The organism is Ralstonia mannitolilytica (assembly GCF_000954135.1).
Lineage (GTDB): Bacteria > Pseudomonadota > Gammaproteobacteria > Burkholderiales > Burkholderiaceae > Ralstonia > Ralstonia mannitolilytica.
In genome coordinates, this window is record NZ_CP010801.1 from 73,523 (window position 1) to 98,922 (window position 25,400).

The 25,400-nt window shown below is 63.4% G+C and carries 20 protein-coding genes and 3 pseudogenes; 13 read left to right on the forward strand and 10 right to left on the reverse strand.

The genetic code is table 11. The annotated features are described in order from the left end of the window. Positions 1-52: 52 nt before the first annotated feature. Positions 53-892 (reverse strand): LysR family transcriptional regulator, encoded by an 840-nt coding sequence (locus TK49_RS23100; RefSeq protein ID WP_240480110.1) that lies wholly within the window; start codon positions 890-892, stop codon positions 53-55. Between the two features lie 79 nt (positions 893-971). Further along, positions 972-2,009 carry a DNA-binding protein gene (locus TK49_RS23105; protein ID WP_004637342.1) on the reverse strand — a complete coding sequence of 346 codons (1,038 nt, stop codon included), beginning with the start codon at positions 2,007-2,009 and terminating at the stop codon, positions 972-974. A 213-nt stretch (positions 2,010-2,222) separates the two neighbouring features. Here TK49_RS23105 and TK49_RS23110 point away from each other — a divergent pair, with 213 nt between their 5' ends. From TK49_RS23110 to TK49_RS23130, 5 genes are read left to right on the forward strand one after another with little or no spacing between them, the layout of a single operon-like run. Then, positions 2,223-2,954: a head GIN domain-containing protein gene (locus TK49_RS23110; protein WP_004637344.1), complete on the forward strand. Its 732-nt coding sequence runs from the start codon at positions 2,223-2,225 to the stop codon at positions 2,952-2,954. Between the two features lie 51 nt (positions 2,955-3,005). After that, complete coding sequence (locus TK49_RS23115; RefSeq protein WP_004637345.1) at positions 3,006-3,269, forward strand: CopG family ribbon-helix-helix protein; 264 nt, start codon at positions 3,006-3,008, stop codon at positions 3,267-3,269. Beyond that, complete coding sequence (locus tag TK49_RS23120; protein ID WP_004637348.1) at positions 3,269-3,544, forward strand: type II toxin-antitoxin system RelE/ParE family toxin; 276 nt, start codon at positions 3,269-3,271, stop codon at positions 3,542-3,544. The genes TK49_RS23115 and TK49_RS23120 overlap by 1 nt, the downstream gene beginning before the upstream one ends. 14 nt (positions 3,545-3,558) lie before the next feature. Next, positions 3,559-4,200: a DUF6904 family protein gene (locus tag TK49_RS23125; protein ID WP_004637349.1), complete on the forward strand. Its 642-nt coding sequence runs from the start codon at positions 3,559-3,561 to the stop codon at positions 4,198-4,200. 34 nt (positions 4,201-4,234) lie between these two features. Next, positions 4,235-5,428: a tyrosine-type recombinase/integrase gene (locus TK49_RS23130; RefSeq protein WP_004637351.1), complete on the forward strand. Its 1,194-nt coding sequence runs from the start codon at positions 4,235-4,237 to the stop codon at positions 5,426-5,428. A 165-nt stretch (positions 5,429-5,593) separates the two neighbouring features. Here TK49_RS23130 and tnpC read toward each other — a convergent pair whose 3' ends face one another. The 3 genes from tnpC to TK49_RS24690 form a co-directional block, all read right to left on the reverse strand. Further along, positions 5,594-5,929, reverse strand: coding sequence for a Tn3 family transposase post-transcriptional regulator TnpC (gene tnpC / locus TK49_RS23135; protein WP_012430353.1), 336 nt, complete (start codon positions 5,927-5,929; stop codon positions 5,594-5,596). Further along, positions 5,922-8,921, reverse strand: a complete 3,000-nt coding sequence (locus TK49_RS23140; RefSeq protein WP_004637366.1) for a Tn3 family transposase — start codon at positions 8,919-8,921, stop codon at positions 5,922-5,924. Before TK49_RS23140 ends, tnpC begins: the two co-directional genes overlap by 8 nt. Before the next feature lie 71 nt (positions 8,922-8,992). Further along, entirely contained in the window at positions 8,993-9,133 is a 141-nt protein-coding gene (locus TK49_RS24690) for a hypothetical protein (protein WP_157774042.1), read from the reverse strand. A gap of 114 nt (positions 9,134-9,247) precedes the next feature. Between TK49_RS24690 and argC the strand changes: the two genes are divergently transcribed. The 6 genes and pseudogenes from argC to TK49_RS23160 all read left to right on the forward strand — a co-directional run bounded on the left by argC (position 9,248) and on the right by TK49_RS23160 (position 15,702). Continuing rightward, entirely contained in the window at positions 9,248-10,177 is a 930-nt protein-coding gene (gene argC, locus TK49_RS23145; protein WP_003465021.1) for an N-acetyl-gamma-glutamyl-phosphate reductase, read from the forward strand. 410 nt (positions 10,178-10,587) lie between these two features. After that, positions 10,588-10,746 (forward strand): annotated as a pseudogene (locus tag TK49_RS25065) (OmpA family protein); the annotation flags it as partial. 414 nt (positions 10,747-11,160) lie between these two features. Beyond that, positions 11,161-11,787, forward strand: a complete 627-nt coding sequence (locus TK49_RS23150) for a DNA methyltransferase (RefSeq protein WP_003465024.1) — start codon at positions 11,161-11,163, stop codon at positions 11,785-11,787. Positions 11,788-11,811: 24 nt separating this feature from the next. After that, positions 11,812-12,840 carry an IS30 family transposase gene (locus tag TK49_RS23155; RefSeq protein WP_003465026.1) on the forward strand — a complete coding sequence of 343 codons (1,029 nt, stop codon included), beginning with the start codon at positions 11,812-11,814 and terminating at the stop codon, positions 12,838-12,840. Positions 12,841-12,870: 30 nt separating this feature from the next. Then, positions 12,871-13,908: pseudogene (locus tag TK49_RS24370) on the forward strand (methyl-accepting chemotaxis protein); the annotation flags it as partial. Positions 13,909-13,980: 72 nt separating this feature from the next. Continuing rightward, positions 13,981-15,702: a site-specific integrase gene (locus TK49_RS23160; RefSeq protein ID WP_015063404.1), complete on the forward strand. Its 1,722-nt coding sequence runs from the start codon at positions 13,981-13,983 to the stop codon at positions 15,700-15,702. Between the two features lie 29 nt (positions 15,703-15,731). Here TK49_RS23160 and TK49_RS23165 read toward each other — a convergent pair whose 3' ends face one another. After that, positions 15,732-16,349, reverse strand: a complete 618-nt coding sequence (locus TK49_RS23165; RefSeq protein WP_024542570.1) for a LysE family translocator — start codon at positions 16,347-16,349, stop codon at positions 15,732-15,734. A 247-nt stretch (positions 16,350-16,596) separates the two neighbouring features. Between TK49_RS23165 and TK49_RS23170 the strand changes: the two genes are divergently transcribed. Beyond that, positions 16,597-17,931, forward strand: coding sequence for a chloride channel protein (locus TK49_RS23170; protein WP_024542571.1), 1,335 nt, complete (start codon positions 16,597-16,599; stop codon positions 17,929-17,931). A gap of 86 nt (positions 17,932-18,017) precedes the next feature. On the opposite strand, the gene TK49_RS23175 is transcribed toward TK49_RS23170, so the two are convergent. From TK49_RS23175 to TK49_RS23185, 3 genes are all read right to left on the reverse strand, one after another. Further along, positions 18,018-18,704 (reverse strand): haloacid dehalogenase type II, encoded by a 687-nt coding sequence (locus tag TK49_RS23175; RefSeq protein WP_015063407.1) that lies wholly within the window; start codon positions 18,702-18,704, stop codon positions 18,018-18,020. A 106-nt stretch (positions 18,705-18,810) separates the two neighbouring features. After that, positions 18,811-20,367, reverse strand: coding sequence for a solute symporter family protein (locus TK49_RS23180; RefSeq protein ID WP_015063408.1), 1,557 nt, complete (start codon positions 20,365-20,367; stop codon positions 18,811-18,813). Next, positions 20,364-20,756, reverse strand: coding sequence for a DUF485 domain-containing protein (locus TK49_RS23185; protein ID WP_015063409.1), 393 nt, complete (start codon positions 20,754-20,756; stop codon positions 20,364-20,366). The genes TK49_RS23180 and TK49_RS23185 overlap by 4 nt, the downstream gene beginning before the upstream one ends. Positions 20,757-21,114: 358 nt before the next feature. On the opposite strand from TK49_RS23185, the gene TK49_RS23190 reads away from it, so the two are divergent. Further along, entirely contained in the window at positions 21,115-22,797 is a 1,683-nt protein-coding gene (locus TK49_RS23190) for a sigma-54 interaction domain-containing protein (RefSeq protein WP_240480118.1), read from the forward strand. Between the two features lie 37 nt (positions 22,798-22,834). On the opposite strand, the pseudogene TK49_RS23195 reads toward TK49_RS23190, so the two are convergent. Beyond that, positions 22,835-25,327, reverse strand: a pseudogene (locus TK49_RS23195) (Tn3 family transposase); the annotation flags it as partial. Positions 25,328-25,400: the final 73 nt, after the last annotated feature.

The window sequence follows — 25,400 nt, forward strand, 5'->3', positions numbered from 1 at the left end:
TCAATCACCGTATGACCGGGTCGAAAGCGGTCCTTTCTCTGACAACATCGCCCTAGCCCGCACTCAACCCCCACAACACATCCAGCACATGTTGCGTAGGCCGCTCGACGTCCCCACCACGGTGGGCAATACCAAGTTGACGCCACAATAAGGGCTGTAATGGCCGCATGACGATCCTGGTATCGGGCAATGGCGTGGAGGCTTCATGCGGCAACAACGTCGCACCATAACCGGCCGCCACTAGGCTTTTGATCGCATCGTTGTAGTTCAGTTGAATACGCGGCGTGGGCTGCCGTCCATCACTGGCGAACCACTCCGAGGTCAAGCGCGAAAGCCGAGTAGTTTTGTCATTCAGAATTAATGGCTGGGCGGCCAGCCAACCGGGGGTCACAACATCCGGGCATTCCCAGCGAGCCGGCAAGAAGGCCATGACCGGGTCCCGCCGCCATGGCTCGATCCGCAATTCCTTCACCGGGGTCTGTGGCAGCGCGACCAGACCGATCTCCAAAGAGCCCTCGGCAAGCTTCTTCAAAGTTTCCTGCGACGTGAGCACCGCGACCTGCACATCGATAGCGGGATGGCGTTGGCCCAACGTCTCCAAAGCTTGCGGCATCAACTGTGCGATGGCCCCTGTGGAGGCACCCAGCCGCACACGCCCGGCCAAGCCCTGCACCTGACGCTCCACGTCCTCAAGCGCCTGCTCCGCATCCGCCAACAGGCGCCGCGCGCGCTCCACCAGCGTTTCTCCAATCGCCGAAGGCTGAATGCGCCCACGTGTGCGCGACAACAGCTTTCCGCCAACCCGCGACTCCAGGTCGGCAATATGCAAACTGACCGTGGGTGGCGCGAGGTGCAGCACACGGGCCGCCTCGGCAAACGAACCCGGGGTCATGCCAAGATGAGGCCAGTTCGCTATCATAAGCCTTCAAGTAATGAAGGCGGCGCGAATCATACGTTTCAGTAATTAAGGATCACGGCGCTTTCGTCCGCTGGCCAACGCGTCCTGGTGTTGCCTTCTTCAACTCGCTCACCAGCCGGCGCGTTGTTTCCGCTTCGGTTTCGGCGCGCTCAGCCCGCCGTAGCGCCTCCTCCAGCAACGACTGGGTCTGCACCAGTTCTTCGGCCGTTTCACGCTGCCGCGTGGCGGCTCCCTCCGCCTGCTGCCGCACTGCGCCCAGTTCCATGCGCAACGTGCCGATCGCATTGGCATGTGTCACGGCGCTTTCTTGCATCGCGGTACGCGCGGCCACAACCTGCGCACGTAGCTCATCGGCCAGCTTGTCGCTTTTCTGACGGGCGGTGCGCTCCTGGTCGATCTCGCGCAACGCACGTTTCTCGTGGCTGGCGGCACGCTCTTCTGCTGCATCCGCGCGGGCCCGCTCACGATCGAGCTGCGCGCCAAATTCAACCCGAGCCTGTGTGAGCTGCTGTGCCGCCTCGTCCAACTGCCGGCGGGTCTCCTGCAGACGCGCTTCGGTTGCTGCGTGGCCCTGGCGCTCAGCAGACAGCATTTCTTGAAGCGCGGCAAGCTGCCCGCGCACCGAGTCCAGCTGTGCCTGAATGACCGCGGTCGCTTGTCGCGCGGTTTCGCTTTCCGCAGTGGCTTGGTCGCGCGCGGCTTCGGCGGCGTGCGCCTGGTGGCGCGCTTCGGCCCGCAGTGCGGCCAGTTCGGTGGCCGCCGCGGACGAGGCCGCTTGCCAGATGGCCAACACTGCCTCGGCGGCAACCTGCTTCAAGGCCTCGGGGAGATCTGGGTGGTCGATCGTCACCCGTGTTTTGTCGCGCAGGTCCTGCCAGAACCGGTTCAGCACGTGGGAAGGTGTGCTCATGCTGCCCTTGCGCACCAGACTGTAGAGCTTGTTGGCCGTCGGTGTGACGCCATAGCGGAAAAACAGCAGCGCGCAGACTTCGCGGTACAGCTCCCGCGTCTCGGTGAAACGGCCGCGCAGCGCCGCGATATCGGCCTGCAGCGCTTGGTCTTCGGCGGTGGATGCGGGGTCAAGCGTCATGACGGGCCTGGATTTCAGTTCGAATGAGTCAATAATATGCCGTAAACCGCGTGATTTCATAATTTCAAGTACAAACTTGAGACATAAGTACGCTTCTGTCTAGACTATACTGCGCACTGGCCCCGCACAATACGCCTCGCCCGAGGTGACCTCGCAGGCGGTTGATTGTCCTACGTTGAATCACTATGATTGGTTTCTAATCGACATGATTGGATGACGCCGAACCTCATGAATCTCTCCGATATGCCCTCCACCGGTACCGGCTGGGATCGCCTTGAAGCCGCCTTCAAGGAGGAGCGTCCCCTGCAGCCGATCCGCAAGATCGTCGTCAAAGGCTCGGTCGACATGGTGTTCCGGCGCGCGGACACGCCAACGCTGGTCGTTGCCGGCGAAACGGCGGATGCGGTGACCTCGGTCCGGACCGCCTACAAAGGCGACAAACTGGTGATCGAGCGCGAAGGCGTGTCGATCCGCTTCGGCAGCAGCCACATGACCTTCCACGGCACGGTCGGCTCGGTGGTCTTGGGCGACATCGTGAACGGCAAGCCCACCGGGCCGGCCATTTCCCTGCACCAGCCGCGCGCGGTGGTCGGCATCGCGCTGCCCGAGTTCCCGGCGATCAAGATCAAGGGCAGCGGCGATGTCACCTTGCTCGATCTGCAGCAAGACGCCTTGGACCTGGAAATCCCGGGTTCGGGCGATATCACCGCCAGCGGCCACGTCGCCCGCTTGCACGTGCAGGTCGTGGGCTCTGGCGATGTCGATGCCAGTGCGCTGATCGCCGAGTCGGCCGACCTGTCGGTGGCGGGTTCCGGCGACATTGACGCCTTCGTGCGGACCGAGGTGCGCGCCCGCGTGGCCGGCTCGGGTGACATCGTCGTGCGGGGCAACCCGCTGCGCTGGGACGACCACGTGGCTGGCTCCGGCACGATCAAGTTTCGTTGACGGCGGCAGGCCCAGCACTCCGCTGCATTGACCCGATTTCAGGAGGACGCCATGTCCAAAGCCGAAACCCGCGTATTGACCGCACATGTCCCAGTGCCGCTGGCCGAGAAGGTGGACCAGTTGGCCGACCGCCTCGAACGCTCGCGCGGCTGGATCATGAAACAGGCACTGTCGGCCTGGATCGCCCAGGAAGAGGAGCGCGACCGCCTCACCCGCGAGGCGCTGGCCGACGTGGACGCCGGCCGCGTCATTGGCCACCAGGCCGTGCAGGCCTGGGCGGACAGCCTGGGTGCCGGTGAGCCGGTGCCGCGCTGATGGAACTGCAGTGGACCAGCAAGGCGCAGGAAGACCTCACGCGCCTGTATGAGTTTCTCGCGCCGGTGAACAGGCCGGCCGCCGCGCGCGCGGTGCAGGCTTTGGTCAAGGCGCCAGAAATCCTGCTGACCAACCCGCGCGTGGGCGAGCAACTGTTCCAGTTCGAACCGCGCGAAGTGCGGCGCATGCTCGTCGGCCAGTATGAAATGCGCTACGAGATCCGGGGCGAGAGCATTTACCTGCTGCGGCTGTGGCACACCCGCGAAGACCGATAACAGGGAGCAAGACCATGCTGGAGTACCGACTGACGCCGAACCATGCCGGCGTCGCATTGTGGTGGGATTTCGCGGCGCTGGAGCGCCTGCACGGCTTCATCCACTACGTCGTGCAGGAAAGCGTCTACATCGAGGACAAGGAAGGCTTCGTGCTCGGCTTGGCGTACGACGTGCGCAAAGCCTATTCGGGGCAGCGCAGCGTGGACCAGCGCGGCGATACCAAGGACGACCGTTGCCGTATCTACGGCGTCGAAGTCCTGTGGCCCGTACTCCTGACGCAAGTCGGGGTGCTGCGCCAGGCCATGGCCTTCATCCCGACCAACAAGCTGGACCAGTCGATCATGTTCGAGCTGGAGCACGTGGTCGAATCGGCGGTGCGCGCCGCCACGCCGGTGTTGGCCGATGAAGTCATCCACCGCACGCGGTCCGCTGCGAGCGCCACCTATGTCCACCTAGACAGCGTGCTCGATAGCCGCTGCCGGTACTTCATTGCACTGCCGCCCAAACAGCGCCTCAAGATGCTGCCCAAGGTGATGGCGACGTTCGACCCGATGTACGGGATCTTGGCCAAGTCGGATATCACGTTGCGCCCCGATGTCATCCCACCCACCGCCTTCGTCGACAGCGACGAAGACTGGCCGGACTTCGAGTGGTGAAACGCCCGCACGCTAGGACGGCGGCCCTGCATCGATGACCCATCCCGTTCCATCGTTCAACGGTCCCGCGGTGGCCATCGAGCAGTTGCGCATCCCGCCAGCGCTCTCGGGCCTTCACGGCGCCAACCGCGCACGCGAAGCGAGCCGCCAAATCACGGCGGATGACGACCTGGCCGCCGTGGCTGCGTGGCTCGCCCGCTATGCCGGCGTGCCCGGCACGGTCGCCACCTACCGCAAGGAAGCCGAACGCCTGATACTGTGGGCGATTCTCCAGCACGGCAAGCCGCTGTCTTCACTCACCCACGAGGACCTGCTGCTCTACGAGCGCTTCCTGGCCGACCCGCAGCCAGCTTGGCGTTGGGTGATGGCCTCACGCAAGAAGCTGGCGAGAAGCTCGCCCGACTGGCGCCCCTTCGCCGGTCCACTGTCGCCCACGAGCGTGCGGCATGCGATGACGATCCTCAACGCGCTCTTCGCCTGGCTGGTGCAAGCCGGATACCTCGCCGGGAATCCGCTCTCGCTCGCGCGCCGTCGCAGCGCCAAGACAGCCCCGCGCGTGACGCGCTACCTCACGCATGCGCATTGGGACATCGTCAAAGCCACGATCGAAACCCTGCCCGTCGCGACGGAACGCGACCGGCTGCACGCGGCCCGTTGCCGGTGGTTGTTCTCCGTGCTGTATTTGGCCGGCCTGCGCTTAGCGGAAATCGCCTCCACGCGCATGGGCGCCGTGTTCTCTCGCCGGGACGCGGCGGGCGTCGAGCGCTGGTGGATCGAGGTGCACGGCAAAGGCGGCAAGACGCGCCTGGTGCCCGCCACCGATGAACTGATCGCGGAGCTGGCGCGCTATCGGCGCATCTGCGGCCTGCCGCCGTCACCGCAGATCGGCGAAACACGCCCTTTGCTGCTGCCCGTGATCGGCCCGGAAAAGCCGTTATCGCGCGCGGCGATTCACCTGATCGTCAAGGAGGTGTTCAAGCTCGCGGCCGACCGCGTGCGTGCACAGGGTCCCGAGTTTGGCGCGCAGGCTGACGTGCTCGCCAGCGCATCGTCCCACTGGCTGCGCCACACGGCCGGCTCGCACATGTCCGACCAACAGGTGGACCTGCGCTTCGTGCGTGACAACTTCGGCCATGCGTCGCTCGCCACGACGAGTGTCTACCTCCACGCGGAAGATGACGCACGCCACCAGGCAACGCAAGCCAGCCACCGGCTTGGCTGGAACTGAGCGTACCCAATTCTCGATGGCATGCTCCACGCGCGGCGGCTGCCGGCATCACCCACGAAAACGGGCAAATCGCCATGGCAGCCAGCGCATCGAAGGCGCCACCATGAGCTGGCCAACGAAGCGTGGCGACGCCTTCTACGTTGGCTTTCGGGCCGAATGGCTCGGCTAGTCGGCTGGGCTCAGGTGTTCCAGTGGCTCCAATGATTGGCGCATCCGCTCCAGTGCCGCGAGCCAGTCGCCAAGCTCCATCAGCACCGCGTCGACTTGTTCAACCAGTGTCGGTCCATCCGTGCTGTAGGCTAGGCTCGCGTCGTTAATCACGGTATGAGCCATGCCGTGCAGGCGCAGCAGATCGTCGCGCAACCCGTCCGGCGCGCATCGTGCTCGAATCCCATCGAGCAACTCCACCGCATGCAGAATGGTGCGGGTATCGAACGACTGCCGGAGCCCCTGCAATGCTTCGCTGTCGACATCCCCGTAGGGGGTCTTGGTCTCAGGCATGGCGAGCCCTGCGGACAGCGCGGGCGGGTCCCGCGAACAACCCATCGCGAATCCAGGCCTCCGGTACGCGCTCTAGGTGCAGCTTGTAGTCACCAAAGCGCTTGATGTTGTGGGTCAGATAAGGACTCAGGAATTCGATGTCGGCGACGTTCACTTTGATGCCCTCGCTGACCATCGTGCGTAGGGCCTGCATCAGGTCTGCGGTGTTCTGGAGGATCACGGCCGAGGCGATCAGGTCGTTGTAGCGCAGGCGTTTCTGCTGCTCCTCGGGCTCGTTTTCCGCGATCACGTCACCACCGAACGAGAACCACTTCGCAAAGCCGTTGTACGACTCGATCTTGTTGGTGGTGGCGGTCACTTCCTGGCGCAGCTCGCGACTGCCGACCCATTCGAGCAGGTACACGGTGCGCACGACGTTGCCCAGTTCTCGCGCGGCCAGGTAGAGGCGGTTCTTGCGGCTCTCCGAGCCCAATCTGCGCAGCAGCAGCGGCGAAGAGATGGTGCCGGCCTGGATCGACAGCGCCACCTGCATCAGGTCCTGCCAGTGAAAAGCGATCAGATCCCAGTCGACCACCGCCGAGAACAACGAATCGATGTGCTTGTATTTGACGCCGGCATCGGGCTTGTACAGATCCAGTTCCTTCCAGTTGCGAATGCGGGGCATCAGATTGATGCCAAGCAAGTGGGTGAAAGCGAAGACCGCCGCCGACTGCCCCTGCGTGTCGGCGTGCACGGTGTCGGCCTCGACGCTCAGGTTGGCCTTGAGCAGCCCTTCGATGACATAGATGGCTTCCCACACACCAGGCGGGATGAAGTGCCGAAACACCGCGATGTAATTGTCGGCCACATGCCGGTAAGCCACGGCGCCCATCTTGTGGTAACGAAAATGATAGCCGGCCAGCAGATTGTTGTCGTAGAAGTCGTATTGGGTACCGTCGGCGGCCACCGTTTTGCCGTCGCCCCAGTGTTTAGGCAAATCCAGGCGCAGGTACAGCTCGATCAGCTCGCGCTGCGCGGTCTCCAGCTTCTCCAGGCTCATGTGCCGCCGGTTGACGAACGACATCATATGGGGGGTGACGCGATCGCCCATATGGCGCGCAGCTTGAGTGGGTCCGAGATTGCAACCCATCGCGAAGATCGTCAGCAGATAGCGTTCGGCGGCGTTGCGGATCTTAGGATCGTTGCCGGAGAGCGGCCCGAAGTGCCGGGTGAACTGGGTCCAGTGCTCGATATTGGCCAGCACGTCGAGCAGGTTGCGCGTCGGCATGCGGCGGATCAGCGCCTGCTGCAAGGCAACGGCCGAGGGCGGAGTTTCGCGCGCAGCGGTGCGCTTGAGTAAGGGTTCGCCGTCAGCGCTGATGGTGACGTGCTGGCGCTTGTCCGGAAAACTTTTGTCCAGCGTCTGCGCGGCGTCGGCCAGCCACTGCTTGAGGTGCGCGACGAACTCCTGCGCGTTGGCCGGCAGATCCAGCTTGGCGCAGTACTCTGGCAAGCGCCGCTCGCACTCGCGCCACGGCAACAGGTGGCCCCGGTAGTCGGCAAAGGCGTCTGACCCCACCACGCACAGATCACCCGAGCGCAACTCGTTGACCATGTGGGACAGCACGCACAACTCCAAGTAGCGCCGGTTGGTGGGCGGACCCTCGTGGTGCGCTCGCCGGACCAGCTTGCGCCAGCGCTCGGAGGCAAAACTGAGATCGACTTCAGCAGCGATCCACTCCCGGTGCAGTGATTCGTTTTCCAGCGCGACCTCCAGCCCGGCTAACAACGTGCGTGATTGGCTGGTCGACTCCCACTCCAACACGCGGGCGAGGCGCAACATCACCGAACGGTGGGCGCGGAAGTGCCGCCACAACAGCGGCAGATAGTTGTTGCCGCTGAAAGCCCGCACTTCGGCGCAGCGCTCGCGCAGGGGCTCCAGGTCGCCATTGGGAGCCAACAGCTTGCGCACCTGCGCGCCGATTCGGGCATCGTCACCGCCATCGGCGACGATATCGACGACACCGTCCAGCACGGTGACAAGGCCTTCGAGCTTGGCGCGCTGGCGAGACTGGATGTATTCCAGTTCGTCCTGGGCCCGCTTGTGGATCGCGCCCATACGCCGGATAAACATTTCGGCGAGATCGTCGCGACTGCGCACGCGCATGTGAGCAAGCAAGGCCACGATCAACGTATAGCGCTTCTCAGGCAGCGTTTCCTTGAGGTTGGCTGCGTCCAGGCCCATGGCCTGGTTGGCCAGCGAACGTAGCTTGGTGGCAGGCACGCCTTCCAGGACGCCGGATAGGTCGCCAAAAGAATCCAACCACTCCAGATGCTCGATCAGCAGGTTCAGGTGTTTGCGCGAGGGCCGCCGGGCATGTCGCTTGATGTTGTTGTAGGCGGTCTGCCGGTTGGCGAATTCGCGCGTGAGAAGCTTGTCCAGGCGCTGCCGATCCTCTTCAGAGAGCCGGCGTGCGACCCGCCTGAACATTGCGTTTTGGGTGCGGGCATGGATTTGCTCGACGATGGTGTCGAGCGTTGAGAACGCAGGCAGTTCAACCTGCTGCAAGATCAGCGCATCAATAGTCGCGTTGATAATGTCCACCGGCTGATCCATCGTCTCGGCCGCTTCACGTGCAGCGCGGATGGTGACCTCATTGGCGTCGGTGCCAATGTAGGGTTGCACGCCGAGGAATTGCCGCACGACGACGTAATGCCGGAACAGCGTGGGAGAGACTTTGCGGTCGTAACCGAACGGCGTATCGGGGTCCAACCCCGCGCAAACTCGCACGTGATCGACTACGGCGGTGGGAATCGCATCAAGATAGGGGAAATAGTGCAGTTGCTGGAAGATCTTGAGCAGCACCAAGAGACCTAGGCGCGGACTCTGGCCGCGGGTCGAGCGGGTTGCCCAGTCCAACTCCTCAGCGGTCGGCGTGTAGCAGGCCTGCAGCTCTTTCGTGGAGAAGACCTTTGGGAAACGCGGGTAGGCAGTGCGCTCGACGGTGGCCATACAGGGATCTCCACAATCGCTGAAGGGCCGGCCAGTCTAGCCGACGGCAAAGGCGGAAATCCAGAGGCTCTTTATAACCAAGAGGCATGCATGCAAACTTCTACATAACTGGCGGGCTTATGATAGCGAATTGGCCTTATCTTGGCATGACCCCAACCCAGGTCGGCAATGGCCACCAACGTGCGCAGACGGTCCAGGCTGATTTCGCGCATGAGTCACTCCTTGTTCAGAAAAGCTGAATTTCATCGTTTAGAAATTCAACTTTTCCTATCTTAGCCCCTCACTGAAGATTGGAACTCCTGATTTCCTATGTCCGAGAGCATTCCATGGCAAGTCCTCTTATATTCATCGACGGCGACCAAGGCACCACCGGGTTGCAAATCCATCAACGTCTACGCGACCGGACCGATCTGCGGCTTATCACGCTCAGCCCCGAACATCGCAAGGATCCGCAACGTCGCGCCGAAATCATCAACGCCTGCGACATCGCGATTCTCTGCTTGCCCGACCAAGCCGCACGCGACGCTGTAGCGAGCATCGAAAACCCCGCCGTTCGGGTGATCGATGCGAGTTCGGCGCACCGCACCCATCCAGACTGGACCTATGGTTTCGCGGAGATGAACTCGCAGCAGGCCCAACGCATCGCCACGGCACGGCGGGTCAGCAATCCCGGTTGCTATCCCACGGGGGCGATAGGGCTGCTGCGCCCATTGCTGGAGGCCGGGTTGCTGCCCAGGGACTATCCGACGAACATTCATGCTGTGTCGGGCTATTCCGGAAAAGGGCGCGTTGGCGTGCAAGAGCATGAGGGAGAGGGCGCATCACAGGCGCCCGCGTTTCAGGTTTATGGTCTGGGGCTGGCACACAAACATATTCCGGAGATTCAGCAGCAAAGCGGTCTGATGGAGCGGCCGATGTTTGTGCCGGCTTATGGGGCTTTTCGGCAGGGGATCGTGCTGACCATACCGTTGCAACTTCGCTTGTTGGCGCCGGGCGTGGATGCGGTGCGGTTGCATGCGTGTCTTATGCAGCACTACGTCGATGCGGACCATGTACAGGTGATGTCGATGCAGGAGGCCAAAGGGTTGACGTGCCTTGATCCTCAGGCGCTTAACGGGACTGATAGTTTGCGATTGGTGGTGTGTGAAAATGATGAGACGGGGCAGGTTTTGTTGGCTGCGGTGTTTGACAATCTTGGGAAGGGAGCCGCTGGAGCGGCGGTGCAGAATCTGGATTTGATGGTTGCAGGAACATGACTCCGACTACCCACTGGCTCTAGAGTCTATGGCTCGAATTTTCGAGCGGTTGTTTCCTCTCTGTTTATGGCCTGGCATCGACGGCATTAAACGAGTCGAAAACAGAATCTACGCGTGTCAGCAGTTTGCAATCCAGTCAGGCTTTGAAGTTAAACGGTCGTCCACGACAGGCAGCAATCGGCCAACAGCGGCCGTTTTAGAGTAGGGAAAATAAATCCCCTTTTCTGCTGTCTACGCTTCGCAGCGCCGGTTACCCGGTCACCACGCAAGACTCGCTTCCGGTCGGTGGCTAACCTTTACCGGGCGGGGGTCATACCCGCTGGGTTTCTTACGCCATTTCGTGACGGCTTGCGCCGTCATTCCCAGGCGACCAAGCTTTGCCTGGCGCACATAAATCAGTCCCCTTTTTCTCTTTGCGCAGCAATGGCGTCGATCCTTCGCGCCTGCAAACCTTTGGTGCAGGCTCCAGCTCGCCCATTGCCCCCAACGACACCGCCGAGGGTCGCGCCCAAAATCGCCGCGTTGAAATCAAACTGGTGCCCCGTAGCGGCGCTGTAGCTCAAGGGTAATGGTGCCTTGGTGCTCTTTTCGTCGGATGCCCAGCTATCTTTTAATGGGTTACGGGCGATTTGCAGTGGGCTCCAAAACCTGGCCTCAGGAGGTGCAAGCTCCCGTGGCACCGGCTTTGGACTGGGCAGACCAATACGCCGGCCCATAAGCCCATAAGGATCCCGGCCTCGGCCGGGTTCTTTATGCCCGCTTCGCGGGCTTGAGCCCAGAAGGGAGCGGCGTGCGCCGGATTCGCATCTGCCAGCCAGTACGCAGCCCGTTTGGAACTCAGTTGATCCGTCTTTTTCAACGGTTTAACAGCCAAATCAATACGTTCACAAGTACACTCGCCACCCTAGGGATGGTGAAGCATCCACGAGCGGTACTAGAATTTTCAGCTTTTCGGTGCCGCCGCACGAATTCAAGGGGCAAGCATGGATTACGAACAACTGCCGAGGGCCGCCTTGGTCCGTATGCTGCAGGAGCATGATGCGGCGCTTGCCGATGCTGGCAAGAATGGCATCGTTATGAGTTACACCGGGCGGGCTGCTCCCTGGCAGATCATCCGCCAGGTCAAGCCGAAGCTGCATCGTATTATCAAGAAAGTATCCTTTGGAGAGGAAACCGCCCAGTCAGAGAATGAGATCTGGGACGGTGAAAACCTTTCTGCGATGGTCACGCTCTATAAATATCGTGGTCAAGTTGATCTTGTAGTAACAGACCCGCCGTACAACACCGGCGAGGACTTCCGCTATAACGACAAGTGGGACAAGGATCCAAACGATCCAGATCTCGGCGATGTAGTTCCTAAAGATGATGGGTCCAAGCACAGCAAATGGTTGCGCTTCATGACACCCAGAATCTGGATGATGCGTGAGATGCTAACCCCAGGCGGGGTTATGGCTATCTGTATTGATCATAGGGAACTATTTAGACTTGGCATGCTCATGGACGAAATCTTCGGCGAAGAGAATCGCATTGGCATAATCAATTGGCAGAAAAGCTATTCACCTCGCAGTGATAATAAGGGGGCGGCGGCGAAAACTGAGTGCAACACCTGACCTTTCCGGTACGGTGCTGTCCCTATGTCTTATTCCGAACTCAGCGTTGAAGAGCGCGCCACCATTCAAATCGGTCATGCCCAAGGTTTCAGCCTGCGCGGGATTGCCTGCTTGATCAACCGATCCCCTTCGACCATCAGCCGGGAGCTGCGCCGCAATCGAGATGCCTGTGGCGGCTACTCGGCCCGCGTGGCCCAGCAGCAGATGCAGGCCCGCCGTCAGGTGTGTCGACCGAAGCAAAAGCTGTTGCCGGGTAGCGAGCGCTTCGAATTGGTGGCGCATATGCTGCGTGAGCGTTTGTCTCCCGAGCAGATTGCCGGCAAGCTGCGCAGCATGAATATTCCCAGCCTCAGAGATGCCTACGTCTGTCGCGAGACGATCTATAACGCGATCTATGCCTTGCCAGTCGGCGAGCTGCGTAAAGAGCTGATCATCTGCCTGCGCCAAAGCAAGACGATGCGCAGGCCGCGCTCTGGCGGCGTGGATCGGCGCGGTCAGATCCCTGAGAGGGTCAGTATTCATGTACGTCCGCCGGAGATCGAAGACCGACTGATGCCAGGGCATTGGGAAGGCGACCTGATCAAGGGCAAGGCCAACGCCTCGTCTGTAGGTACGCTGGTGGAGCGCACCAGTGGCTACCTGATGCTGGTGAAGATGAACGACGCGACGGCGACCTCGGCGATGGAAGGCTTCAGTGCAGCGCTCAATGGCATGCCGCTGGCGATGCGCAAGAGCATGACCTACGACCAGGGCCGAGAAATGGCGCGGCATGCTGAAATCACCCAGCAGACCGGGGTGGCGATTTACTTCTGCGACCCGCACAGCCCTTGGCAGCGCGGCAGTAACGAAAACATCAATGGCCTGATCCGCCAGTACCTGCCCAAAGGCACGGACTTGTCGGTGCATAGCCAGGAGGAACTGGATGCCATCGCACTGCAACTGAACATGCGCCCCCGTAAGCGCTTCGACTTCAAGTGTCCGATCGAGGTTATGGACGAGGTGATGCAGGAAGCTATGGCTATGCGGCATGATGCTCCAGCTTCAATTCAATAACCGTGTTGCACTCAGCTCCTGTAACCGCCCACTTTAATGTCAGGAAGCTTAAGCTCTGTTAGTGTTTTGGCTATTCTCTCTCCTCTTGGAAGACTGGTTGAAAGAGCCAGGAATATTTCCAATAACCCATTAAGTCAATCCCTCTACACTGGGCGCACCGATGAGTTTGGCCAAATAGAGTTTGCTTTACGAATGATGCAAGCTGAAACAGGCGCCATAGTAGGTCGCATAGGTGATGCATCAAATCGGCTTAGCGAACACACCCGAGGCCTACTAAAGGATATTGAGTCAAGCAATGTACTTACAGTTGAGCAGCAGGCAGAGACAGATCAAATAGCAACGGCAGTAAACCAAATGGCGGCAAGCATTCAAGAGGTTGCGAGCAATGCACAGCATGCTGCAGATGCGGCCGGAAGAGCAGACACTGAGACGGCATCTGGCCAGCGTCTGGTAGCCCACACAAGCCAGTCAATCACTGCCCTTGAAGGTGAAATTAGGCAAGCCGCTCAGGTTATTCATGAGCTTGAAGGTCAAAGTAACGAGATATCAAAAGTTCTTGACGTTATACGAGGGATCGCCGAGCAAACGAATTTGTTGGCACTCAACGCAGCAATTGAGGCCGCGCGTGCTGGTGAGCAGGGGCGTGGTTTTGCTGTTGTCGCCGATGAGGTTCGCAGTCTTGCTGCTCGCACACAGCAATCGACAACGGATATTCAAAGCATGATCAGCGCTCTACAAGAGCGAGCGCAATCCGCTGTTACAGTCATGGAGCAAAGTAGTCGGCAAGCGCACACGAGTGTAGCTCACGCAGAGGAAGCAGCTACAGCTCTTGATGGAATTGGCCAACGCGTTAACGAAATTACCGACATGAACGCGCAAATAGCGACTGCGGTCGAGCAGCAGGGAGCAGTAAGTGAAGACATAAACCGCAGTATTATCAATATACGCGATGCTGCTGATACCAATGTACAGACCGGGCAGAATAATTTGCAAAGTGCGAAATCTGTCGCTCAGTTAACTAGCGCTCTGAGCGAACTGGCAAAACAGTTTTGGGAAAAACGAGGATAACGCTTTTCAGTATCTCGACAGGGATAACTATTCTTATCGTAATGGCCACATTGCTGCGCTAAACTGGCAGCCATGAAACCGCGCCCGCCTTCCACCCTTACCCCACCTGACTTCCCGGACGCCGCCTCTGTCGCCGCGCTGCGCGCCTGGCATGCCGGGCTCGGCTCGCGGCAGGCGGTGGCGCAATATCTCGGAGATGACAGGGCGCATGGCCAGTCTTCACGCGCCATCCTCGGCCGCATCCGGCGCCAGCTGGCGGCGTTCGCACGGCAGCGCGGCCGCGACGATCTCGCCGCGCTGTTCGAAATCCCTGCGTCCGAACGCGCCGCGCAGGGCAGGGCGGCCGACCGCGCCATCGACCTCTTGCGCACGCTGCCAGCCCCACGGCCATCGATTGCGGACGATATTGGCCATTGGCTGCCGGCGCGCGCGGTGGCTGCCTTGCGGGCCCATGGCATCGACACGCTGGCGGCGCTGACCGTGCGTATCCCAAGGCGCCGCCGGTGGTGGACCGCCATTCCAGGACTCGGCGCGCGCAGCGCCGCGCATATCGAGGCATTCTTCGCCGCCCACCCGGCGCTGACGGAACGCGCCCGCGCGCTGGTCGTGCAGGAGCGGCGCAGCGTGGTCGTGCCCTGGGAACAGCTGCGGCTGCCACAAGAGGTCGATGGCTCGCAAGGGCGCTTTCGCGCGCCGCGGCAGACCTGCACGCTGACGGCCGACAATGACTACGAGGCAGTACAGGCCTGGCTGGCGCTGCATGAATCGCCAGCGACGCAACGCACCTACCGCAAGGAAGCCGAACGCCTGATCCTGTGGGCCATCGTCGAGCGGCAGCGGCCCCTGTCATCGTTGACCACCGAGGACGCCGTTGCGTACCGCGCCTTCCTGCGCCGCCCGACGCCTCGGGATCGCTGGGCAGGCCCGCCGCGCTCGCGCACGTCGCCGGAATGGCGGCCTTTTACCGGCGCACTATCGGCCCGGTCGGTCGCGCACGCGCTCTCCATCGTCGGGGCCATGTTCCGCTGGCTGGCGCAGCAGCGGTATGTCCTGGCCAATCCATTCGCGGGCATCAAGGTCCGGGGCGGTGGCCGCACCGCCGCGCTGGATGGCTCCCATGCCTTCAGCGAAGGCGAGTGGCGGCTCGTCCGGACCATCGCCGATGGACTGGAGTGGTCCTATGGGTGGGAAGCCGCCGCCGCGCAGCGCCTGCGTTTCGTGCTGGATTTCGGTTATGCGACAGGGCTGCGGGCGAGCGAACTCGTCGCCGCCAGGCTGGGCGATATCGGCGCCGACCGCGAGGGCGACGAATGGCTCCAGCTGACGGGGAAGGGCGGGCGTAGCGGCAAGGTGGCCCTGCCGCCGCTGGCGAGAACGGCTCTGGAGCGCTACCTGACAGAGCGCGGATTGCCCGTCAGCCGGCGCCTGTGGCGCCCGGACACGCTGCTGGTCGGCGGCCTGGGGGGCCTCGGGGGCCTCGGGGGTCTGACCGACACGCCGGACGCCGGCATCACGACCACCCGGCTTGGACATATCGTCAAGCGGTTCTTCCTGCTGGCCGCCGATGTCATCGGCGCCGATCATCCGACGGCGGCAGAGAAGCTAAGGCGCGCCAGTCCGCACTGGATGCGGCATACGCACGCCACACATGCGCTGGCGCGTGGCGTGGACCTGACCATCGTGCGGGACAATCTGCGGCATGCGTCGGTGTCGACGACGTCGGTCTATCTGCACAGCGATGAGGTAAAGCGGGCTCGGCAGATGGGGCAGGCGTTTGCCGCCGCCATCCCCTGAGTCCATCAGACCATCAGGCCATCAGGCCATCAGGCCCGGGCTGCCACCAGTGTCCCTGCGCCGATCAGCGTCAGGCCTCCCACGCGCTGGACGTTCGCCTGCGCTCGGGCACTGGTCAGCCGCGTCGCCAGCGATCGCGCCAGCAGCGCATAGATGGCGGCATTGGCCGCCGCCATGATCACGAAGGTCGGGATCAGAATGCCGGCCTGAGGCAGGAACGAACGGCTGGCATCAATAAACTGGGGAGCGAACGCAACGAAGAAGACGATGCTCTTCGGATTCAGCGCCGTTACCAGCCACGCCTTGCCGAAGCGCTGTAACGGACGGCCCTCGCTCACCGGTACCTGGCTTGCGCCGCTTCGCGCGGCGCTCCGCAGCGCCTGGACGCCAAGATAGATCAGATAGGCGGCGCCGGCCCACTTCAATGCGGTGAACAGTGTGGCGGAGGTCGCCAGGACCGCGCCCAACCCGGCCATTGACAGGGTAAAGGCCGTGAGATCGCCCGCGGCAACACCCGCCACGGTGGCGAACGCCGACTTGCCGCGGTGGGCCAAGGCATCGCCGATCACCAGCAGGATCGTCGGTCCTGGAATCGCCAGTATCACGACACTGGTCAGCACAAACGCAATCCAATGTTCGAACGACATCAAAGTCTCCCGTTGTTTCGGAACTGCGGCGAAAGCAGCGTCGCGCCAGCTTGGCGCACCGTGCGCGGCAGTCATGGTATCGGATTTCGGTCCCAACGGTCAGAGAAGACCCGAAGGCCCCTGCGCCCTGTGCCGGTGGCGAGCCTGACAAGTCGGTCTGGGGCTCACCACTGGCATGCATCCTGCGTTTGTCAGCCGCTCCGACGCGCATTGACGCACGTCGGCACGATAACAACGAGGGGACGATATGGAGCTGCGTGGGAGCGCGAACTGGAGGAAACCACGGGCCCGTGGCCGGCTGTGGTGGCATCACGCCGTACTGTGCGTCGGTGGCACCCTGGTCGGCGGTGTCGCCACGCTATATGCCTGGCTGATCGACATCGGCCACCAGCTGTTTCTCGCGGCAAGCGCCCACGGGCCGTGGGTCACCTTGCTGCTTTCGCCAGCACTGGGCGCACTCGCAGTCTGGCTCACACACCGCTATTTCGACGGTGCCGAAGGCAGTGGCATTCCACAGATCGTGGCCATCGTCAGCGGCGGCAATGGAACGGCTAAGCCGCGTCTGCTGCGGCCGGCGGTGATCGTCGGCAAGATCGGCCTGTCCTTTCTCGGCACGCTGGGCGGCTTCACGCTCGGCCGCCAGGGCCCCACCGTCCATATCGGCGCCGCGCTGCTCGTCAGCCTCCGCCGGTGGCTCCCCGGGCTGTCCGGTCCAGCCGGCGCCCATCTCACCGCGCTCGATCGCCAGCTTGCCCTTGCCGGCGCGTCGGCCGGATTGTCGGCAGCGTTCTGCACGCCGCTGGCCGGCATTGCCTTCGCCATCGAGGAACTGGCGCGCGGCATCCCGCCGCGCGGCAGCGCGGCGTTGATCGCGGTGGTGGTCTGTGCCGGCACCGTGGCGGGCGTGCTGCAAGGCGAGGGTCCGGCGCTCGGCATGATAGCGGCCGGCCCGTCGGCACCGTACCGCATGGCTGTCGCGGTCGTGACAGCGGGCGCGGTGGCCGGGCTGGCCGGCGCCGGCTTCTGTTGGCTGCTGGTTCACAGCGAGCGGTGGTTGCCGCCTCGGATACGCGGTCTGCGCGCGCAACGCCCTGCAATGTTCGGCGCGCTGTGCGGGCTGGGCGTTGCGCTCCTCGGGCTGGCGTCATCGGGAACCAGCCACGGCAGCGGGTACGGCGAAACGCGCGCGCTGCTGGCCGGCGACCTCGTGCTGCCGGCTGCGTATCCCTTCCTCAAGGGCCTGTCCTTGCTGCTGACCTGGCTGTCCGGCATTCCGGGCGGCCTGTTCGTGCCATCGCTGGCCATCGGCGCAGGGATCGGCAACCTGCTCCAATACACGATCGGGCAGGCACCTTTGCCGGTGTACGCGGCACTGGCGATGTGCGGCTATCTTGCCGCGGTGACGCAGCGCCCGGTCACGGCTTTCGTGGTGATGATCGAACTGGTGGGAGCGCGCGGCCTGACGATTCCGCTGATGGCTACCGCGTTGATCGCGGCCGGCGTATCGAGGATGGCGGTGCCGCCCTTGTATGCAGCGCTGTCGGGGCGCTATGCGCCCGCGACAGCCACGGGCAGTATGTAAGAGGAAGTAGCGGGTGGCACGGCAGGCTGGATTGCCGCCGCCTCGCGCCCTCCCCGTCGGGAAGGGCGGAGGCCAGCGGCAGCCGCTCAAGCGCGATCCTGGCCTCGGACCCAATCGGCCAGCGTTTCCAGCGACTCGACCTGGACATCCGGCCGCGCACCCAGCTCGTCGTAGGTGTTGCCCACGCGATTGATCCACGCCACCTGGTAACCGAAGTGCTTGGCCCCTGATGCGTCCCAGGCGTTCGACGAGACGAACAGCATGTTGTCGCGCGCCAGGCCCATGGTCTTTTCGGGCAGCGCATAGACCTTGCCGTGCGGCTTGAACACTTCGACGTTATCGACGCTGATCAGATGGGCGAAGCGATCCTGCAGCCCCGCGTGGTGCACGACCGAATGAATCGACCGTACCGAGCCGTTGGACAGGATGGCCAGCGGAAGATCGAGCGCCTGAAGCATCGACAGGGCCGGCGGAGTATCCGGGTAGGGATTCAGCTTCAGGTACGCCTCGCACAACGCCGCGCGGTCCGGCGCCTGCAGCTGCAGCCCGAGATGGTTGCAGGTATAGACCAGCGCGTCCTCGGTGGCAGCCTCGAACGACAGGTACTGGCCCATCAGGCTGCGCAGCCAGGTGTATTCCAGTTGCTTCTGGCGCCACAGCACGCTGATCTCCAGTCCGCGTCCCGGATACAGGTCGCTGCAGCGGCCGGCTACCGAATGCACGTCGAACAGCGTGCCGTAGAGATCGAACACTACACCTTTGATTGCTTTCATCGTAAATCCCCAGTAATGGAGCGGGCAATGTGCCCGCGGGTCAGTCTTGCCCGCGCCGACCGTGGACGGCGCCGGCATGTACATGGATCGGGTGGAACCAGCGGGATCAGTCCGCCGGCACAACAGGAGCCGGCGGAGCATCCGGCCTGGCCCCGGTATGCGCCTGGAAGACGAAGGCGTCGAAGCGGGCCTCGTGCTCGGCGCTGCGCCGGCTCAGCATCGTGCCAAGCCATGCGCCGAGGAAGCCGATCGGCATGCTCAGGATCGTTGGATTCACGATCGGAAACAGCGCCTGGTCCTTCAGGAACGCCGGGCCGAGAAACGCCAGCGCGACCGACGAAACCAGGCCCGCGGTGACGCCACCGATCACACCGGCGGTATTGAAGCGGCGCCAGAACATCGACAGCAGGATGATGGGGAAATTGGCCGACGCCGCGATCGCGATGGCCAGGATCACCAGCACGCCCACATTGATGCCCTGCGCCAGCAGTCCCAGCGCGACCGCCAGCACGCCCACGCCCAACGTGGCGATGCGCGCGACGCGGACCTGCTGCTCTTCGCTGACCGCGCCCCGGCGAATCACATTCACATACAGGTCGTGCGCGATGGCGCCCGACGACGCGAGCGTGAGTCCGGCCACCACGGCGAGAATGGCGGCGAAGGCCACGGCACAGATACATGCCAGGAAGAACTGGCCGCCGAAGGTGCCGGGACCGCCGCCGAGATGCTGCGCCAGCAGCGGCAGTGCCAGGTTGCCGCCCTTGTCGGCCGCGCGGATGGCGTCCTGTCCCACGAGGGTGGCCGACGCGAAGCCGATCAGCGTGGTGACCAGGAAGAAGCTGCCGGCCAGGAACATCAGCCACAGCACCGACTTGCGCGCTGTCCGCGCATCCGGCACGGTGTAGAAGCGCGTCATGATGTGAGGCAGGCCGGCGACGCCGAACATGAACGACAGGAACAGCGATAGCGGGTCCAGCGGATGCTTGAAGTAGCCGCCCGGCAACAGCATCTGCGCGCCATACTGCTGCTCCACCGAAGCGAACAGCCGCAGCGGGTCGTATTGGACAGCAGCCAGCAGCATCGCCACCAGCACGGCAGCCGCCGCGAGCAGCAGAACGGCCTTGATGATCTGCACCCACGTGGTGGCGATCATGCCGCCGAACAGCACATACACGATCATCCCGACGCCAACCATGACCACGGCGGACTCGTACGAGATGCCGAGCATCAGCTTGATCAGGGCGCCGGCCCCTGCCATCTGCGGCACCATGTATGCCAGGTTGACCACGAAGGTCCCGATGACCGCCGCGAGCCGCGCATGCCGGCTGCGCATGCGTTCGGCGATCACGTCGCCATAGGTGAACCTGCCGGTATTGCGCACCGGCTCGGCCACCACCATCAGTACGATCAGGAAGGCTGCCAGCGCCGCCACCGCGTAGAGCGAGCCGTCCATGCCGTACAGCGAGATCAGGCCCGAGAAGCCCAGGAAAGCCGCCGCACTCATCCAGTCCCCTGCCAGGGCGAAGCCGTTGGCGCGGGCCGTCAGTTTCCCGCCGGCGGCGTAGAACTCGCTGGTGGTATTGGTGTGGCGGGCGGCCCACCACGTCACCGCCAGCGTCAGCGCGAGAATGCCGAGGAAGATTCCGATGGTCAGGGCTTTCATGACTGGCTCCTGGCGTGGGCCTCGGCTGCGGCGCGATCCGCGAGTTCCTCGAAGCGTCGGTTGGCGGTGTTCACATACACGGTGGCGACCAGCCAGCACAGGGCGTAGATCAGCAGGATCAGCACGTACCCCACGTTCAGCGGTCCAAGCACCTTCCAGCCCATCAGCTCCCGGCCGTAACCGGCGAGTAGGGTGACGGCAAGGATGAAGGCCAGACTGCCGCCAAGCAGCGGCACGACCAGGCGCCGCTTGGCGCCGATCAGTTCGCGGAAGCTGTGCGTGTATGCCGCACCGCGCCACGGCGGACCCGACGCGATAGCCTCTGGGGTGCGAGTCGTTTGCGCGACGTGCGCGGCCGGACAGACCGCGTCCTCCGATAGTTCGATCATGGTTGTCTCCTGGATTGCGCCCGTTCAGGCGGGCGTGATTTGTTGGCGCCGCACAGCCGGCAGACGCGGCGTCCTGGCGCCGACGTCCCTTGAGCAAGCGGCATGCCGACGTGCGAGCCACGGCGCCCCGGCGCTGCCAATGCCCACGCGCGATCGAATCGCGGCACGGCCGCACGCTGGGCGCGCATGCCGGCCCGGTAACGCGAACCGCTTTTGACGGCGCCTGATTCAGATATGAATCAGCGGCGGGCGGGCGTGGCGGCTTTCGAACCCGCAACGACGTGGTGTAAGCTCGCCGCACGGCCCGACGGACAAGTGGCCTGGGGAAAACAAGCCAATGGTGGAGATACTGGAAGCGTTGCCGATCGGCCTGGTGTGGCTGCGCGGCGACGCCGTGGTGCTGCAGAACGCCGTCGCGCGCGATGCCGTGGGCAGACATCACGGCGAGCCGGCGCGGACGGAGGGCGAGGGCGACGGCGACGGCGACGGCGACGGCGACGGCGACGGCGGCCGGCAGGATGCGATGTCCTGGAGCCGTCTGTTGTCCGCGCTTCGCGCGGACCCGGCCTCCGTGCCGGACACGGTCTCGCTGTCCGGGCGGACCTATGCGGTCGGCGTGCATGCACAGGGCCAGTACACCCTCGTCATGCTGATGCCCCTTGACGGGCACGAGACCGTCTTTCCCGCGATAGACAAGCTACGCCAGCACTGTGGCGATCTGGAGGAGATCTTCCACCATTCCTTCGATGGCATCTTTGTCGCCGACGGCAATGGCGTCACCATGATGGTCAACGAGGGCTGCGAGCGGAACTACGATCTGCCGGCAGCAGACATGATTGGCCACCACGTCTCGGAGTTCGAGAAGAAGGGATGGATTCGGCCGGTGGTCGCCCAGCACGTTGCCCGAACCGGCCAGCGCATCACCACCACGCAACATACGCACACCGGCAAGACCATCATGGTCACCGGCATGCCGCTATTCGACGGCGCGGGCAAGGTACGCAAAGTCGTGATCAATTCGCGCGACACCACCGAACTGGTGCAGTTGCAGGATGCACTGGCGCAGGCCAAGGCAGACCTGCGGCGCGTGGACGAGGAGATCGAAGCGCTGCGGACACAGAACCTGAACGTCGATGGCCTGGTGATCCGCAGCGAGGCCATGCACCGGGTGGCATCGCTGGCCGTGCGCGTTGCCAAGGTCGATGCCACCGTCCTGATCACGGGCCCGTCGGGCGCAGGCAAGGACGTGATCACGCGCCTGATCCACCGCGAGAGTCCGCGCGCAGCGGGACCGCTCATCAAGATCAACTGCGGCGCGGTGCCGCGCGACCTGCTGGAATCGGAACTGTTCGGCTATGAAGCGGGCGCCTTCACCGGGGCGCAGCGGCAGGGCAAGTCGGGCCTCATCGAGCTGGCCAACCGCGGCACGCTGTTTCTCGACGAGATCGGCGACATGCCGCTGGACCTGCAGGTCAAGTTGCTGCAAGTGTTGCAGGACCGCGTGATATCGCGCCTCGGCTCGACGCGTACCGTGCCGGTCGATGTGCGCGTCGTCGCGGCCACCAATCGCGACCTCGAAGCGATGGTCCGCGAGCGCACGTTTCGCGACGACCTGTTCTACCGCCTCAATGTGGTGCCGCTGCGCGTACCGCCGCTTGCCGAGCGCAAGGACGATATCGCGCCGATGGTGTTCCAGTTCCTGCGGGAATTCAACCAGCGCTATGGCGTGAACCGCATCGTATCGGAGGAGGCAATGACATTGCTGCTGGCGTACGACTGGCCCGGCAACGTGCGCGAGCTGCGCAACGTGGTAGAGCGGCTGGTGGTGACCAGCCAGAGCGACCTTGTCGAGCCGGCGTTCCTCGACGGGGTGCTGCCGGCCGAGATCCTCGACGCCAGCACCTTTCGCCAGCGCGTCGACCGTTTCGAGCGCCGGCTCATCGAGGACGCGATGCGCAAGTACGGCAATACCCGGGAGGTCGCACGGGCGCTTGGCATCAGCCAGTCCAGCGTGGTGCGCAAGCTCAGGCGCGGCGACTGATCCCGGGGTCGCCTCAGAAAACGGAAAATAAAGCACGCTAAGCCGGTTGCAGCGGTCGTAGCGGCCTGAACTTGCCCGCGCCGATCTTGGCGCTGCTGCGCCAGAGGTAATCGCCGGTGAGGTTGATGTGCTCCCAACCGAGCGGCGACAGGTACTGCAACAGCGCGTCATCAACGGCATGGCCGTTGCCACGCAGCGCGTGCGCAGCCCGTTCCAGATAGACCGTGTTCCACAACACGACGGCAGCCGTTACCAGATTGAGGCCGCTAGCCCGGTAGCGCTGCTGCTCGAAACTGCGGTCGCGGATTTCACCCAGGCGGTTGAAAAACACTGCCCTGGCCAGCGCATTGCGCGCCTCGCCCTTGTTCAGGCCGGCATGCACGCGGCGGCGCAGTTCCACGCTTTGCAGCCAGTCCAGGATGAACAGCGTGCGCTCGATGCGGCCCAGCTCGCGGAGCGCCACGGCCAGGCCGTTCTGGCGTGGGTAGCTGCCGAGCTTTCGGAGCATCAGGGAGGCCGTCACCGTGCCCTGCTTGATCGAGGTGGCCAGCCGCAGGATTTCGTCCCAATGGGCGCGGACGTGCTTGATGTTGAGCGTGCCGCCGATCATGGGTTTCAGCGCGTCATAGGCGGCGTCGCCCTTCGGGATGTAGAGCTTGGTGTCGCCCAGGTCGCGGATGCGCGGCGCGAAGCGGAAGCCCAGGAGGTGCATCAGGGCGAAGACGTGATCGGTGAAGCCCGCCGTGTCGGTGTAATGCTCCTCGATCCGCAAGTCGGACTCGTGGTACAGCAGGCCGTCGAGCACGTAGGTCGAATCGCGCACGCCGACGTTCACGACCTTGGTGTGAAATGGCGCGTACTGGTCAGAAATGTGGGTGTAGAACGTCCGCCCTGGGCTGCTCCCGTATTTCGGGTTGATGTGGCCGGTGCTCTCGGCCTTGCTGCCGGTGCGGAAGTTCTGGCCGTCCGACGATGAGGTGGTGCCGTCGCCCCAGTGCTCGGCGAAGGGATGGCGGAACTGTGCGTTGACCAGATCGGCCAGCGCCGCCCCGTAGGTTTCGTCGCGGATGTGCCAGGCTTGCAGCCAAGCCAGCTTGGCGTAGGTCGTGCCGGGGCAAGACTCCGCCATCTTGGTCAGGCCCAGGTTGATCGCGTCGGCGAGGATCGTGGTCAGCAACAGGTTCTTGTCTTTGGCCGGGTCGCCCGATTTCAGATGCGCGAAATGCCGAGTGAAGCCCGTCCATTCGTCCACCTCCAGCAGCAGTTCGGTGATCTTGACGTGCGGCAGGATCATTGCCGTCTGGTCGATCAGCGCTTGGGCGGTGTCGGGTACCGCCGCGTCGAGCGGCGTGATCTTCAAGCCTGACTCGGTGATGATGGCGTCCGGCAGCTCGTTGGCCGTCGCCATACGGTTGACGGTGGCAAGCTGTGTTTCCAGCAGCGTCAGCCGGTCGTTCAGGTACCGGTTGCAGTCGGTGGCCACGGCCAGCGGCAATTCGCTGGCCTGCTTGAGGCTGGCGAATTTCGCGGGCGGCACCAGGTAGTCCTCGAAGTCCTTGAACTGGCGCGACCCCTGCACCCAGATGTCGCCGGAACGCAACGCGTTCTTCATCTCCGACAGCGCGCACAGTTCGTAGTAGCGCCGGTCGATGCCGGTGTCGGTCATGACCAGCTTCTGCCAGCGCGGCTTGATGAACTCGGTCGGCGCGTCGGCGGGCACCTTGCGGGCGTTGTCGCTGTTCATGCCGCGCAGCACCTCGATGGCGTCGAGCACGTCCTTCGCGGCGGGAGCGGCCCGCAGCTTGAGCACGGCAAGGAATTCCGGCGCGTAGCGGCGCAGCGTGGCGTAGCTTTCGCCGATGCGGTGCAGGAAATCGAAGTCCTCGGGCTGCGCAAGCTTCTGCGCTTCGGTGACGCTCTCGGCGAAGGCATCCCAGGACATGACGGCCTCGATGGCGGCGAACGGATCGCGGCCCGCCTGCTTGGCCTCGATCAGCGCCTGGCCGATGCGGCCGAACAGCCGCACCTTGGCGTTGATCGCCTTGCCGGACGCCTGGAATTGCTGCTGATGCTTGTTCTTGGCGGCGTTGAACAGCTTGCCCAGGATGCGGTCGTGCAGGTCGATGATTTCGTCGGTGACGGTGGCCATGCCCTCGATGGCAAGCGCCACCAGGGTGGCATAGCGTCGCTGCGCCTCGAACTTGGCCAGGTCGGCGGGCGTCATCTGGCCACCCTCACGGGCGATCTTGAGCAGGCGGTTCTGGTGCACCGACCGCTCGATGCCAGAAGGCAGGTCGAGCGCCTGCCACGCTTTGAGGCGTTCGATGTGTTCCAGCATGTGCCGCGAATTCGGTTTGACGGGCGATTGGCGCAGCCAGGCCAGCCAGGTCGTTTTGCCGTTGTCCCGACGCTTGAGCAGATCGTCGAGGCGGCGGCGATGCGCGTCCGACAGCGGTTCGGCCAAGGCATCGTAGATGCGCCGGTTGGCGCGGGTGATTGCTTCGGCGCTCGCCCGCTCGACGGCGTTGAGGGGTCTCCTCGTTTTCAGTGCAATAAGTGACGGTACGAAAAGCTAGCACTGGCGCGGAGGTGGTGTTGGTAGA